General features: G+C 66.0%; 12 protein-coding genes and 2 pseudogenes. 10 read left to right on the top strand and 4 right to left on the bottom strand.

The window, feature by feature from the left end:
• Position 1 precedes the first annotated feature (1 nt).
• Positions 2-1,156 (bottom strand): methyltransferase, encoded by a 1,155-nt coding sequence (locus tag FUT88_RS11860; protein ID WP_147215298.1) that lies wholly within the window; start codon positions 1,154-1,156, stop codon positions 2-4.
• 299 nt (positions 1,157-1,455) lie between these two features.
• On the opposite strand from FUT88_RS11860, the gene FUT88_RS11855 reads away from it, so the two are divergent.
• From FUT88_RS11855 to FUT88_RS11840, 4 genes and pseudogenes are all read left to right on the top strand, one after another.
• Positions 1,456-2,190: a DUF3348 domain-containing protein gene (locus FUT88_RS11855; protein ID WP_147215296.1), complete on the top strand. Its 735-nt coding sequence runs from the start codon at positions 1,456-1,458 to the stop codon at positions 2,188-2,190.
• A gap of 18 nt (positions 2,191-2,208) precedes the next feature.
• Positions 2,209-4,514: pseudogene (locus FUT88_RS11850) on the top strand (DUF802 domain-containing protein).
• Entirely contained in the window at positions 4,511-5,164 is a 654-nt protein-coding gene (locus FUT88_RS11845; RefSeq protein ID WP_147215294.1) for an OmpA family protein, read from the top strand. Before FUT88_RS11850 ends, FUT88_RS11845 begins: the two are co-directional and overlap by 4 nt.
• Positions 5,151-5,783, top strand: coding sequence for a DUF2894 domain-containing protein (locus tag FUT88_RS11840; protein ID WP_186829291.1), 633 nt, complete (start codon positions 5,151-5,153; stop codon positions 5,781-5,783). Before FUT88_RS11845 ends, FUT88_RS11840 begins: the two co-directional genes overlap by 14 nt.
• 114 nt (positions 5,784-5,897) lie before the next feature.
• Here FUT88_RS11840 and FUT88_RS11835 read toward each other — a convergent pair whose 3' ends face one another.
• Complete coding sequence (locus tag FUT88_RS11835) at positions 5,898-6,323, bottom strand: HU family DNA-binding protein (protein WP_027680018.1); 426 nt, start codon at positions 6,321-6,323, stop codon at positions 5,898-5,900.
• A gap of 192 nt (positions 6,324-6,515) precedes the next feature.
• Here FUT88_RS11835 and FUT88_RS11830 point away from each other — a divergent pair, with 192 nt between their 5' ends.
• Together FUT88_RS11830 and FUT88_RS11825 are read left to right on the top strand one after the other, a co-directional pair.
• The gene (locus tag FUT88_RS11830) at positions 6,516-7,718 is read left to right on the top strand and encodes a DUF2252 family protein (protein WP_147215290.1); all 1,203 of its coding nucleotides are present in this window, start codon (positions 6,516-6,518) and stop codon (positions 7,716-7,718) included.
• Positions 7,719-7,856: 138 nt separating this feature from the next.
• Positions 7,857-8,726, top strand: a complete 870-nt coding sequence (locus tag FUT88_RS11825) for an NmrA family NAD(P)-binding protein (protein WP_147215288.1) — start codon at positions 7,857-7,859, stop codon at positions 8,724-8,726.
• A 34-nt stretch (positions 8,727-8,760) separates the two neighbouring features.
• On the opposite strand, the pseudogene FUT88_RS11820 reads toward FUT88_RS11825, so the two are convergent.
• Positions 8,761-10,055, bottom strand: a pseudogene (locus FUT88_RS11820) (Nramp family divalent metal transporter).
• Between the two features lie 144 nt (positions 10,056-10,199).
• Between FUT88_RS11820 and FUT88_RS11815 the strand changes: the two are divergent.
• The 4 genes from FUT88_RS11815 (at position 10,200) to FUT88_RS11805 (ending at position 12,830) form a co-directional block, all read left to right on the top strand.
• Positions 10,200-11,069 carry a manganese catalase family protein gene (locus FUT88_RS11815; protein ID WP_147215286.1) on the top strand — a complete coding sequence of 290 codons (870 nt, stop codon included), beginning with the start codon at positions 10,200-10,202 and terminating at the stop codon, positions 11,067-11,069.
• Between the two features lie 99 nt (positions 11,070-11,168).
• On the top strand, positions 11,169-11,339 hold the full coding sequence (locus FUT88_RS26175) for a hypothetical protein (RefSeq protein ID WP_186829290.1): 171 nt from the start codon (positions 11,169-11,171) through the stop codon (positions 11,337-11,339).
• Positions 11,339-11,581 carry a DUF6566 family protein gene (locus FUT88_RS11810; RefSeq protein ID WP_147215284.1) on the top strand — a complete coding sequence of 81 codons (243 nt, stop codon included), beginning with the start codon at positions 11,339-11,341 and terminating at the stop codon, positions 11,579-11,581. Before FUT88_RS26175 ends, FUT88_RS11810 begins: the two co-directional genes overlap by 1 nt.
• A 79-nt stretch (positions 11,582-11,660) precedes the next feature.
• Complete coding sequence (locus FUT88_RS11805; RefSeq protein WP_147215282.1) at positions 11,661-12,830, top strand: zinc-dependent alcohol dehydrogenase; 1,170 nt, start codon at positions 11,661-11,663, stop codon at positions 12,828-12,830.
• A gap of 44 nt (positions 12,831-12,874) precedes the next feature.
• Here FUT88_RS11805 and FUT88_RS11800 read toward each other — a convergent pair.
• Positions 12,875-13,377, bottom strand: a 503-nt coding sequence (locus tag FUT88_RS11800; RefSeq protein WP_261797120.1) for a DEAD/DEAH box helicase, incomplete at its 5' end; no start/stop codon positions are given.

The raw sequence follows: 13,377 nt of genomic DNA, 5'->3' as shown, positions 1-13,377 counted from the left end.
TTTACTGGCGCGCCTTCAGGCGCCACAGCGACGTGATCTCGGCAACCCGCGCACGATAGAGCGGGTCGTTTTCATCGGACGCCTTCGGGTGCTTCGGCTTGATGTCTTCCCGGCCCACCACCTGCAGGCCGGCAGCGTCGATCATCGCCAGCAGGGCATCGCGCGTGCGCAGGCCAAGATGCTCGGCAAAGTCCGACAGGATCAACCAGCCTTCGCCATTCGGCTCCAGATGGGCGGCCAGGCCGTCCAGGAAGCCGCGCAGCATGCGGCTATCCGGGTCGTAGACGGCGCGCTCGATGGGCGAGCTGGGCCGCGCCGGCAGCCACGGCGGGTTGCACACGATCAGCGGCGCACGGCCTTCGGGAAACAGATCCGCTTCCACGATATCGACCTGCCCTTGCAGACCGAGACGCGCGAGATTGTCACGCGCACAGGCCAGCGCGCGCGGGTCCTGATCGGTGCCGATGACGTGCTTCACACCGCGTTTGGCCAGCACCGCTGCCAGCACACCCGTGCCCGTGCCGATATCGAACGCCAGGGTTTTCGAAGGCAACGGTGCATTCGCCACCAGATCGATGTATTCGCCGCGCACCGGCGAGAACACGCCGTAGTGCGGGTGAATGCGCTCACCACCGAGCGCGGGAATCTCGACCCCCTTCTTGCGCCACTCATGCGCGCCGATCAAACCAAGCAGTTCACGCAGCGAGACGACGGAAGTGGCGTTGCTCGTGCCATAGGCTTCCGTGCAGGCCTCGCGCATGTCGGGGGCGCGGCGCAGCGGGATCGTGTAATCCGCATCCAGCGGAATCAGCAGCATGCCAAGCGTGCGGGCGCGCTGCGATTGCGCCTGTCGATGCAGGTTGAACGCATCGATGGGCGAGGCGGGTTCCTTGCGCGCCTTGGCGGGTTTGCGATCCGTGCGGCGGGACATGGCCTGCAGCAGTTGGCGCGCGTTCTGGAAGTCGCCTTGCCAGAGCAATGCCGTGCCTTCGCAGGCGAGGCGGTAGGCGGTATCGGCGGGGGTCCGATCATCTGCGATGACCACGCGCTTGGGCGGCGGGTTGCCGGCCTCGGAGCGCCAGACAGCGGTATGGACGGCGTCGCTGCTGGCTTCAGGGCGGTCGTCGGTCCAGGTGAGGGTGGGGTGATCGGTCACGGGGGAAATGGGCGGGAAAGCGGGGAGGGTGCGGTAGTGGGCGACACGATACCGCTGTCGGCCTGATCGCACAAATGCTGGCGGGCCACCGAGCGGCGCGGCACTGACGCCGTTTCGGTGGGGCCCCGTGTCAGAAAAGGCCTAATGCCAGGCAATGTGCTGAAGGACGTCGCGCCGTATCGCCCGCGAGCCGATTGCCCGCTGCGATTCTTCTGGGCAAGTGATTTCTTTGCCACCCAAAGACGCCAGCCCGAGCCGGCAGGCAGTGTAAACTCCAGCCTTTTTTCGGCACTCGTAGCATGGCGCACGCCCAGCAACGCAGGGCGCTCAGCGGCCCCGCGCTGATCCGCATTCTTGCTCGCCTGACGGACGTCGACGTTTCCGCATCTGCGCAGCCCCTTTCTGACCGGTTGAGCCAATGGCTCAGCTGGACGGATGCCATCACGCTTTCGTCGGCATTGAGCGCGGCACCGCCCGCCGGTGCCTCCAGCACGCGGCCCGTCCGGCCGGACGCCGAGACAATTGGTAGCCGTGTCCGCGCAGCGTTGACGAAATCCATCGCGTCCAGCTGCGCGCCAGAGACAAGGCCCGGGCCACGCGCACCGATCCAGAACCCGGCGGTGCCGGTGGTGGTCGACTATGCCGATTTCCGGCAGCGCTATGTGTTGATGCAGCAGACGATGGAGCTGGAGATCGGCGACCTGCGTGGCCGCCTGCGACGCCTGCTGGCTGCCAGGACGCCCGACCTCGCGCGGCTTGCGGTGCTGGATGCCAGCATGGAGCAGGCGCTCGCCGGCCGCGAACGTTCGTTGCTGGGGGCCATTCCGTCGATGCTGGGGCCGTACTTCGAGCGCCTGCGCGCGGCCGAGCAGCAGCGGCAGGCCGAGGTATCCGCAGAGGGCCAGGCCACCCCATCCACATCCCGCGCCTGGCTGGACGCGTTCCGCAAGGATATGCAGAGCGTGCTCCTGGCCGAGCTTGATGTTCGTTTTCAACCGATCGACGGGTTGCTCGCAGCCCTTCGCCCCCGCTAAGCGGGACAGACACCATTCATGTCCAGACATCACCTGAATCTCATCGTTTTTTCTGTCGGGCTGGCGGCCTTGGGGTGGATTGCCGTCGGCTACGTCGTTGGCGGAAACCTGCTGGCGCTGGCCGTCACGCTCGTGATCGGTGCCGCCTATGTGGCAGGCGCGCTGGAGTTGCGCCGCTATCGTCAGGCCACGGGCACGGTCACGCAGGCCGTGGCGGGGCTGACCGAACCACCGCCCAATCTGGCGGCGTGGCTGGAACCACTGCACCCCAGCGTGCGCAATGCCGTGCGCCTGCGTGTGGAGGGCGAGCGCGTTGCGCTGCCGGCGCCCGCACTGACACCGTATCTGGTGGGCCTGCTGGTGCTGCTTGGCATGCTCGGCACGCTGCTCGGCATGGTGGTGACGCTCAAAGGCACGGGCGCGGCGCTGGAAAGCGCGACGGATCTGCAGGCGATCCGCGCTTCGCTGGCCGCCCCGATCAAGGGTTTGGGATTCTCGTTCGGGACCTCGATTGCCGGTGTGGCAACGTCGGCCATGCTCGGGCTGCTGTCGGCGCTGTGCCGGCGCGAGCGCTTGCAGGCAGTCCAGGCGCTCGACGCGAAGGTCGCCACCACGCTGCGCATCTATTCGCACGCGCATCAGCGTGAAGAGACGTTCAAGCTTCTGCAGCGGCAAGCTGATGTGATGCCCGCATTGGTGGACCGCCTGCAGGCGATGATGGTGTCGCTGGAGCAGCAGGGCGCAGCCAGCAGCGAGCGGCAGATGGCCGCGCAGCAAGCGTTTCTCGACAAGACGGAAGTGGTCTACGACCAGCTCGCGTCGTCGGTCGCCAGTCGTTGAAGGACAGCGCAGCGGAAAGCGCGCGCGTTGCCAGCGCGGCGCTGCAGCCTGTGGTGGAAACGACGATGGCCGGCCTCGCGCGTGAATCGGCCGCGCTGCAGGAGACGGTCACGCATGCCGTGCAGCGTCAATTGGATGGCTTGTCGTCACGCTTTGAGGCGACGGCGGAGGCGGTCTCCGGCATCTGGAACAACGCCTTGTCGGCGCATCAACGCTCGAGTGAGGCGCTGGTGGGGCAGGTCGGCACGTCGCTGGACCGGTTTGCCGAGACATTCGAGCAACGCTCGGCGCGATTGCTCGATGGTGTTGCCGAGCGCCTGGATGCCACCGCAGGCGGCCTGTCCACCGCTTGGCGCGATGCGCTGGCCCGCCAGGAGCACGCCCACGCCGAGCTGGCCACCCAGAACCAGCGCGCGCTGGAAGCGGCTGCCGCCACGTTCGAGCAGCACGCCGTGTCGTTGCAAGAAGCGTCGCGCCAGTCGCATACGGCGCTGCAAGCCGCACTGGAAGCACGAGACGCGCAACGTCTGGCGGCCTGGACCGGGGCGCTCAGCGCAACGGGCGAAAAGCTGAGCCAGGCGTGGGAGAAGGCCGGCTCCGATACGGCGAACCGTCAACAAGACATCTGCGATGCGTTGGCGCAGACCGCGCGCGATATCGCCGCGCAGCAGGACGCATCGCGTCAGTCGCAAGCCGCGTTGCAAGCGGCACTGGAAGCACGAGACGCACAACGTCTGGCCGCCTGGACCGATGCCCTCGGCGCCATGGGCGAGAAGCTGACCCAGGCATGGGAAAAGGCCGGCGCCGATACGGCGAGCCGCCAGCAGCAGATTTGCGACGCACTGGCGCAGACCGCGCGCGACATTTCCGTGCAAACGCAGGCGCACGCCAACGACACGATCGGCGAGATTTCGCGCCTCGTCCAAGCCGCCTCGGAAGCGCCCAAGGCAGCGGCCGAAGTGGTGGCAGAGCTGCGCCAGAAATTGTCCGACAGCATGGTCCGCGATACCGCGATGCTGGACGAGCGTGCGCGCCTGCTGGGCACGCTGGAAACACTGCTCGACGCCGTCAACCATGCGTCGACCGAGCAGCGCACGGCGGTGGATGCGCTGGTGGCGACGTCGGCGGATCTCCTGGAGCGTGTTGGCGTGCGGTTCACCGATCGGGTGGAAGCCGAGACCGGCAAGCTGGGTGCGGTGGCCGCGCAGGTGACCGGCAGCGCGGTGGAGGTGGCGAGCCTGGGCGAGGCGTTTGGCGCGGCCGTGCAGCTGTTTGGCGAGTCGAACGACAAGCTTGCAGCCCAGTTGCAGCGCATCGAAGCCGCGCTCGACAAGTCGCTCACCCGCAGCGACGAACAGCTTGCCTACTACGTGGCCCAGGCGCGTGAGGTGATCGACCTGAGCATGCTGTCCCAAAAGCAGATCCTGGAAGACCTGCAGCGCCTGGGTGACCAGCGCGCGCTGGCCGGGGCCGAAGCGGCATGAACGAGGAGATTGACGGTGGCATCGACGCCACAGCGCCTGTCTGGGCCGCGTTTGGCGACCTGATGTCGGTGCTGCTGGGCGCGTTTGTGCTGATTCTGGTCGGTGTGATCGGCGTGCAGCTGGAGCTGTCGTCCAAGCTGGAGAACGAGGTTAAGCAGCGCGAGGCCGAAGCACAGCGCCGCAAGACGCTGGAGCAGGCGCTGGCCGGCCCGCTGGCGGCCGGGCGCGTGACGCTCGTCAACGGGCGCATCGGCATCAACGGCAATGTGCTGTTCGCAATCAACTCCGATCAGTTGCAGCCGGAAGGCCGCGCGCTGATGAAGAGCCTGGCGGCGCCGCTGGCGGCGTATCTCACGTCGCGTGAAGAGATCCTGATGGTGAGCGGGTTTTCCGACGACCAGCAGGTGCGTGCCGGTAACCGGCTGTTTGCCGATAACTGGGAGCTGTCCGCCAAACGCGCCTTGACGGTGACGCGTGCGCTGATCGACGAGGGCATTCCGGCGTCGAGCGTGTTTGCGGCAGCGTTTGGATCGCAGCAGCCCGTGAGTTCCAACGCAGACGACGTCGGCCGCGCCAAGAACCGGCGTGTGGAGATCGCGCCCGTGCCGAGGCAGGCCGCTTCCAACGGTGGACGTCGTGAGCCGCATTGAGGCGTCCACGCAGGACACGCTCGACAGCTGGCGCGCCAGCGGCGCGGACCAGCTTGACCGCGTGCGCTTTTGCTTCATCGAGGCATTGCATCGGCGTGCGGCCGGACAGACCGGCGAGACGCGGCGCATTCTCGACGCACGGCTGGGCGAACTGATCGCGGCCTACGCGGAAGACGTCGATCGCACGACGGCAACGTCCGACGCGAGCGACGCAAAAGCGCCCGCCGACAGCGCGTTGGCGGCGCTGCTGCGTGACATTGCCGGCCGGCAACGCACGGATGTCGGCAAGGCTGCGGATGGCGGGTCTGCGCCTCATCCGCGGGCATTGCCGGAGCTGAAGATTCTTGAAGACGTGCGGGATACCTGGTCTCGCGTCAGCGCCGAGAAACAGTTGCGGGACGCCCTGGACAAGGTGCCCGTAAATGCCGGTCCGCTGAATTCGAGCAGTCTCGTGCATCGGTCATTGCTGTTGATGCGCGAGGTGTCGCCCGATTATCTGCGGCAGTTTCTGTCGTATGTGGACGCGCTTTCGTGGCTCGAACGCATGAGCGGAGACGGCGCCGCCGGTGGCCAGGAAGCGGCACGCGGCGGCGGAAAGACGGCGCGCAAGGCGCGCTAAACATCACAACACAGCGCCATTCGGCCACGCCGATTGGTCTGCGCCTGCTGCGTCTTCCGACCGGCAAGCACGCAAAAAAGGGAGCCGAGGCTCCCTTTTTCTTTGCGCTGGCGATCAGCCGTTGAGGGCTGCGTCCTTGACCTTTTTCAGGGCGCGGACCTTGACGCGCACGGTTGCCGGTTTGGCTTCGAACCACTGCTCCAGGCCGGTGAAGGGGTTCTTGCCGAAGCGGCGCTTCGTTGCCGGCACCTTGACCGACGTCACCTTGAACAGGCCCGGCAGCGTGAATTCGCCGACGCCCTTCTTGTGCAGCGAAGCCACGATGGTGTTCTCCAGATGGAGCAGCACCGCCTTCACCGCCTTGGCGTCGACGGCAGCCTGTTCAGCCAGATGGCTCACCAGGCTCGCCTTGGTGAACGTGTCCTTCAAGGGCTTGAGAGTCGGCGTCGTTGCAGCAGGCTTCTTTGCTGGCGCGGCCTTCTTTGCCGGCGAGGCCTTCTTTGCAGCGGTCTTGGCAGCGGTCTTGGTTTTGGTGGCCATAGTGAAAATAGATGGTTGGGTAAAGTTGACCATTCAATGGAAGCGACGCCTGTGCAGCGCGCTTCGAGCAAGCATAGCAAAGGTTGAGCGCCGTGGAAGCGTTATCTACGCTGTTTTGAGGCCGCGGAACGCTTATTGCATGCGGTTTGGGGCGTGTATCCCCCCGCTGAGCATCCCAGGTTCAGCACCGACATGCCCCAACAAAAATCGTCGCAGAGCGCGGTGCGCCCCAAAGACCGCGCGCCCGTGCTCGCCCGGCTGCGCCAATCCAAGATGACGCGCTCCACCCATGCGTACGTTCGCGGCAGCACCGTGAAGTTCTACGAGTGGCTGAGCGAGGTGCAGTCGCACACGTTTCCCGAGGGGCCCACCATCTGGATTTGCGGCGATTGCCATGTCGGCAACCTCGGCCCGATCGGCGATGCTTCTGGCGCCACGCGCATACAAATCCGGGATCTGGACCAGACGGTGCTGGGCAATCCGGCGCTCGACCTCATTCGGCTTGGTGTGTCGCTGGCCACGGCCGCGCGGGGGTCCGACCTGCCGGGCATCGTGACGGCAAGAATGGTGGAAGCGCTGATGGCGGGCTACCTCCACGGCGTCGACCCGGATGCCGCCGTGCACTTACCTCCGCGCCCCGCATCGGTGCGCACCGCCATGAAGGCGGCGACCGCGCGTACGTGGAAACAACTGGCCAGGGAGCGGCTTGACGACACGTCTCCCACCATTCCGCTGGGGCGCCATTTCTGGCCGCTCTCAAGAGAGGAACGGCGCGAACTGAAACTGCTGGTGAGCGAGCATGAGGTGCTGGACCTGATCGCACGCCTTTACGAGATGCCCGGCGAAGCGTCTGTCAGCATCGTGGATGCGGCGTACTGGGTCAAAGGCTGCAGCTCGCTCGGGCAGCGGCGCTATGCCGTCTTGCTGGCAGTCGAGCAGGATCGCGGGCCGCGGTATCGTCTGATTGACATCAAGGAGGCAGGAAAGGCCGCAGCGCCCAGTGCGTCTGCCGGCCAGATGCCGAGGATCAACGCCGAGCGCGTGGTCACTGGCGCGCGCCGTCTGTCTCCCGACCTTGGAGACCGAATGGCGTGGGGCCGCATGCTGGGCAGCAGCTTTTTCATGCGTGAGCTGCAACCGCAAGACCTGAAGCTGTCGGTCGACAAGCTGGAGCAGAAAGACGCCACGGTCCTGGCTGCCTACCTCGGCAATATCGTCGGCCTGGCCCATGGCAGCCAGATGCCGCGGGATGTCGCCAGGGCATGGCACCGTGAGCTGAGGGCGCGTCATGGACGTTCCATCGATGCGCCATTCTGGCTCTGGTCGTCGATCGTCGATCTGCTTGGGCTGCACGAGCGGCAGTATCTCGAACACTGCCGCGCGTGGGCCGGCTGATCCGCCGCGTCGCTTGCATCGACGGGCACAAACGCTGCTGGCGAGGCTTCCGGGCCATCGTGAGGCGATGATGGCGGACGGCGCCCGGCTGCCCAGGGGCGCAGTCCAGCCGCGGTCCAGACATCAACAGGAGGCGCGATGTACGTGGTGATGGGTGCAACCGGACATGTGGGGGCTGCCGTTGCGCAGACGCTGCTGGCGACCGGTGAGGACGTAACGATCCTGACGCGGCGGCCCGAGCGAGCAGGTCGCTGGCGGGACAAAGGCGCATCGGTGGCGATGGCCGATGCGGAGGACGTCGACTCGCTGAGGGCGGCGTTCCGACGCGGCCGACGTGCATTCCTCCTCAACCCGCCTGCCGATACTGCCGGTGACACCGACGCGACGGAGCGCCGGACGATCGCCAACATTCTGGCTGCGCTGGAGGACTCCGGCCTAGAGAAAGTGGTGGCCGCATCCACCTATGGGGCGCGCCCGGGACAGGGCATCGGCGACCTTTCCACGCTGTGGGAGCTTGAGGAGGGGTTGCGGCGCCAGCCCATCCCGGCAGCCATCAACCGGGGTGCCTACTACATGACCAACTGGGCAGGCCTGCTGGAAACAGTTGCGCAGACCGGCAAGCTGCCGAGCATGTTTCCCGCCGACATGCCGATGCCGATGGTGGCCCCCGCAGACCTCGGCGAGGCGGCCGCCGCACGGCTTCTCGCGCCGCTCGACGATGTGGGCGTGCGCTACGTGGAGGGCCCGCAGCGCTACACGCCGCAGGATGTTGCGCAGGCCATGTCGCGCACGCTTGGCCGTGGCGTGACGGTGGACGTTGTGCCGCGAGACCGCTGGGAGGCGGTCTACAAAGGTCTCGGCTTCTCCGACGAAGCGGCCCGCGCCTATGTGCGGATGACGGCCGTGACCCTGGACGAGGATTTCGACAAGCCGGGCGACGTTGTGCGCGGCCATGTCTCTCTGGCAGATTTCATTGCAGCGGCGGCGGTACAGGCGGCCTACGCGTGATTGACGCGCCGGCATGCGTGCCCGGCGCGCCGCGCTATGCAATGAGATGGACGAGCAGCGCGCCGTTCAATCCTGCCACCAGCACGGCGCTCACCGTCGCCAGTAGAACCAGGCGGTGACCGGCGGCATGCTGTCCCATCAGGTCGGGCCGGCGTGCCAACCAGATCAATGCCGCCATGGGAAACGGCACCACCATGCTCAGAATCACCTGGCTGAGCACGAGTGCGCGCGTGACATCCATGCCCGCCCCGATGACGACGAACGCCGGCACCATGGTGATCAGCCGGCGCACCCACACCGGCAAGCGCACGCGCAGGAAGCCCTGGAGCACCATCTGCCCCGCCAGTGTGCCGACCACGGAGCTGGACAACCCCGACGCGATCAACCCAACCAGAAACACCAGCCCGGCAGATGCGCCGAACAACGGCGCAACGTGACATAGGCATCCTCAATGCCGGCCACCTCCGCATGTGTGCCGTGAAACGCGCCCGCAGATACCACCACCATGGCGAGGTTGATGCAGCCTGCGGCGGCCAGCGCAGCCACCACCTCTCGGTTGGAATACCGGAGCAGTTGCGACGTCTCCGACGCACTGCGCGGGCGCACACGCCCATTGACCAGCCCCGAGTGCAGAAAGAGCGCATGAGGCATCACCGTGGCCCCGACAATACCGGCCGCCAGCATGAACGCATCGGGCGGCAACGCCGTGGGAATGAAGGTTTGCCGCAGCGCGGCCCCCCACGAGACGGGCAAGATCCACACTTGGATGATGTAAGAGATACCGATAACGGCGACCAGCGCGCCAATCATCAGTTCGATATGGCGGAACCCGCGCGCCTGCAGCATCAGCAGCAGATAGGTCAGTACACCCGCGACGACCATGGCGTACAGCAAGGGCATGCCGGTCAGCAGTGCGATGCCGACGGCGGCACCGACGAACTCCGCAAGGTCGGTAGCCATGGCGGCAAGCTCGCTGATCAGCCACATGCCAAGGCCGGCCGGTGCGGGCAACTGCGTGCGACAGAGTTGCGCGAGATTCTGGCCCGTCACAATGCCCACCCGTGCGGAGAGCATCTGGAACAACATCGCCACCAGGCTCGATGCAAGCACGACCCAGAGCAGCTGATATCCGTACCGCGCGCCGGCTTCAATGCCGGTGGCGATGTTCCCCGGGTCGGTATACGCCACTGAAACCACCACGGCCGGCCCGACAAACGGGAGGAACGTGCGCCAGCCACGTCGCCGGCCTTCCAGCGCTTCACGCGCGTGGGCAACGACGCCGTTCGAAGCAGAGGAGCTGTCGCGGTCAAGCGCGAGACTGTCGTCCATGAAATCTCCGGGAGAGGTGGCGGTGGGGCCCTCCGCAACCCTCGTACCTGATGGCTTGCGGGACAAGCGTGCGGCGCGCGATGGAATGGGTGTTGCGGAGAGGGATGCGCCATGACGGCACACACTCATTCCCGGAGAACACCCATGTTCATGCACAACAAGCGATTGCAGTACACCGTTCGGGTCAGCGAAACCGATCCTGGCCTGGCCAACCTGCTGCTGGAGCAGTTCGGTGGCCCGCAGGGCGAGCTTGCTGCCGCCATGCGTTACTTCACGCAGGCTGTGGCAGAAGAAGATGCAGGCCGCAAGGACATGCTCTACGACATCGCGACCGAAGAGCTGAGCCACCTGGAGATCATCGGCACCATCGTCGCCATGCTCAATCGCGGTGCCAAGGGGGAATTGGCGGAAGCGGTGGATGAGCAGGCGGAGCTGTATCGCAAGCTCAATGGCGCCGGCAACGACAGCCATGTGACGCAGGTGCTCTATGGCGGTGGGCCGTCATTGACGAACTCGGGGGGCGTGCCGTGGACCGCGGCCTACATCGATTCGATCGGCGAGCCGACGGCGGACCTGCGCTCGAACATCGCGGCCGAAGCACGCGCCAAGATCATCTACGAACGATTGATCAACGTGAGCGACGACCCCGGTGTGCGCGATGCGCTGGGATTTCTCATGACGCGCGAAGTCGCGCACCAGAAGTCGTTCGAGAAGGCGCTTTATGCCATTAACGGCAACTTCCCCCCGGGCAAACTGCCGCCGGTGCCTGAGTTCAGCGATGCGTATTTCAAGATGTCGCGCGGTGGTCCGATCGTGCAGGCACCCTGGAATAGCGGCACCGGCCTTGAGCTTGTCTCGGACCCGCCGATGCCCGTTGACGGCGGTGACGGCAACGCGTCGGTCAACCTGACCGACGCCGAACTGGAAACGCTCGAGGCCATGAAGGCGCGTCTGGCTTCGGATCCGGCTGTCGATCCGACCACGGGCGCGGAGCTTGGTGAAACGAAGGCGTGACCACCGCCTCCAGGCCCGGGTGCTGCGCTGCTCGGGCCTGGACATTGCGTCTGCGCCAGGCACCGGCCGTTTCAAGCTCGAACAAAGATGGAGACGCTCATGCATATGCAAGAACTGCTTGCAATCGCGGCGCTCACCCTTGCCGTGATTGCCATGTATTCGCTCGCCCGCGGCGTACCTGCCGGCGTGTTCGGGGCGGGCGCACAACAAGTTGCGCCGATGTATTCAGGGGTCACACCGCCGCATCCTTTCCTGAACGGAAGGCGGTGATGGCAGACGACACAACGCACGAAGGCCCGGCGCGGTTCGAGTGCGCGGGCCATACCGTTACGGTGATCGCAGAACAGGATGCGCAGGGCGTCTGGGTGCCGCGCATCTCTGTGGCCAACGGCGAGCGGCACTTCGAAATTCGCGAAATATCCCAGACGTGGCGCGGCTGGCATACCGAAGGCGAGGCCATTCGAGATGGGATGGAACAGGCGCGCTTGCTGCTCACGCGTGAGCGGCCCTGATTCTGAAGACCGGCGCGACGGCGCTCGGCATGGCTTCGGCGGCGCGTCGGGCCACTACTGAATCCACAAGGAGATGGCGATGAAGGCGCTCTGCTGGCACGGCAAACACGACATCCGCTGCGATACCGTTCCGGACCCGACGATCCAACACGGCCGTGACGCCATCATCAAGGTCACGGCGTGCGCCATCTGCGGTTCGGACTTGCACCTCTTCGACGGTGTCATGCCCGGCATGGAAAGCGGCGATGTGGTCGGCCACGAAACCATGGGCGAAGTCGTGGAAGTGGGGCCCGAAAACACCAAGCTGAAGGTGGGCGACCGCGTTGTCGTGCCGTTCACCATTTCCTGCGGCGAGTGCTTTTTCTGCAAGCGCGGGTTCTATTCCGGATGCGAGCGAACCAACCCTGACCACGCCAAGGCCGCCAAGTTGTGGGGTCATTCGCCGGCGGGTTTGTTCGGCTACTCGCACCTGCTGGGCGGATATGCCGGCGGCCAGGCGGAATATCTGCGCGTGCCGTATGCAGACGTCGGGCCCATTCGCGTGCCGGAGGGTGTGGACGACGAGACCCTGTTGTTCCTGTCCGACATCTTTCCGACCGGCTACATGGCCGCCGAGAACTGCAATATCCAGCCCGGCGACACCATCGCCGTGTGGGGCTGCGGGCCCGTCGGGCAATTCGCGATCCGAAGCGCCTTCCTCCTCGGGGCGGAACGCGTGATTGCCATCGATACGGTGCCCGAGCGCTTGGCCATGGCCCGCGCGGCCGGCGCGCAGACGCTCGATTTCAAAGCCAGCGATGTGCACGAGGCGCTCAACGAAATGACGCAGGGCCGCGGCCCCGATGCCTGCATCGATGCAGTGGGCACGGAGCCCGAGACGACCGCCAGCTTCGACTCCGTGCTCGACCGCATCAAAGTCGCCACCGCGCTCGGTACGGATCGGCCGCACGTGTTGCGGCAGGCCATTCAGTGCTGCCGCAACTTCGGAACGGTCTCGATCGTCGGCGTGTATGGCGGGTTGCTGGACAAGGTGCCGTTTGGGTCAGCCATCAATCGCGGGCTGACGTTCCGGATGGCGCAAACACCGGTTCAGCGGTATCTGCCGATGCTGCTCGAGCGGATCGAGCGCGGGGAGATCGACCCGTCGTTCGTGGTGACGCATCGCGGCACGCTTGCGGATGGGCCCGACCTGTACAAGACCTTCCGCGACAAGCAGGACGGATGCGTGAAGGTGGTGCTGAAACCCTGACGAAGGCGGGGCGGGCACATTTACATTTGCAGGAAGGATGCGCCCTAGCTGCGCAGCGGCCAGACGCAGTTATCGGCGACAGCAAAGAGCGCTTCTCCCGGCGCAGCCGGCGCGGTCCACAAGCCGGTGAACTCACCGAATGCGGGGAGGAGGGCGCCGCTTGTTCCAAACCGGAAACACGGCAGCCGGAGGCGGTCCCGAGCCGGTCCGCTGATGACGACGCCCGGGTGCACGTGACCGGCAATGACGTAGCGACCGGGCACCACCTGCGGCTCATGGCATAGCGCGAAGGGGCCAATCCCCCAAGGCTCTTCGACCACGTTGAAGCGCAGGTCCGCAGATGGGTCGCCCGCGTGGCGGTCGTGGTTGCCGCGGACCAGCGTGCACGCGACATCGGCGTGGCGTGCGCGCCAGGCGGCGAGTGCATCGATGGCCGCGTGCGCCTCGCGCCCGTGCAGGAGGTCGCCCAGCCACGCGATATGCGCGACGGCAATCGGGCGAGCATGGCGTCCAGGCGCGCGACCGCCTGGCTGGTGCTGCGGCCGGC

Origin of the sequence: Ralstonia sp. TCR112 (genome assembly GCF_007997035.1) — a bacterium.
Taxonomy (GTDB): Bacteria; Pseudomonadota; Gammaproteobacteria; order Burkholderiales; family Burkholderiaceae; genus Ralstonia; species Ralstonia edaphi.
Note: the sequence above shows the minus strand (reverse complement) of the source record. Positions and strands in the feature narration are given on the sequence as shown.

Excerpts from the sequence above, each read along its gene's own strand:
- FUT88_RS11810 (WP_147215284.1), top strand. The coding sequence starts at position 11,339 with ATGGCAGACGACACAACGCACGAAGGCCCGGCGCGGTTCGAGTGCGCG.
- FUT88_RS11815 (WP_147215286.1), top strand. The coding sequence starts at position 10,200 with ATGTTCATGCACAACAAGCGATTGCAGTACACCGTTCGGGTCAGCGAA.
- FUT88_RS11825 (WP_147215288.1), top strand. The coding sequence starts at position 7,857 with ATGTACGTGGTGATGGGTGCAACCGGACATGTGGGGGCTGCCGTTGCG.
- FUT88_RS11830 (WP_147215290.1), top strand. The coding sequence starts at position 6,516 with ATGCCCCAACAAAAATCGTCGCAGAGCGCGGTGCGCCCCAAAGACCGC.
- FUT88_RS11855 (WP_147215296.1), top strand. The coding sequence starts at position 1,456 with ATGGCGCACGCCCAGCAACGCAGGGCGCTCAGCGGCCCCGCGCTGATC.
- FUT88_RS11805 (WP_147215282.1), top strand. The coding sequence starts at position 11,661 with ATGAAGGCGCTCTGCTGGCACGGCAAACACGACATCCGCTGCGATACC.
- FUT88_RS11845 (WP_147215294.1), top strand. The coding sequence starts at position 4,511 with ATGAACGAGGAGATTGACGGTGGCATCGACGCCACAGCGCCTGTCTGG.
- FUT88_RS26175 (WP_186829290.1), top strand. The coding sequence starts at position 11,169 with ATGCATATGCAAGAACTGCTTGCAATCGCGGCGCTCACCCTTGCCGTG.
- FUT88_RS11835 (WP_027680018.1), bottom strand. The coding sequence starts at position 6,323 with ATGGCCACCAAAACCAAGACCGCTGCCAAGACCGCTGCAAAGAAGGCC.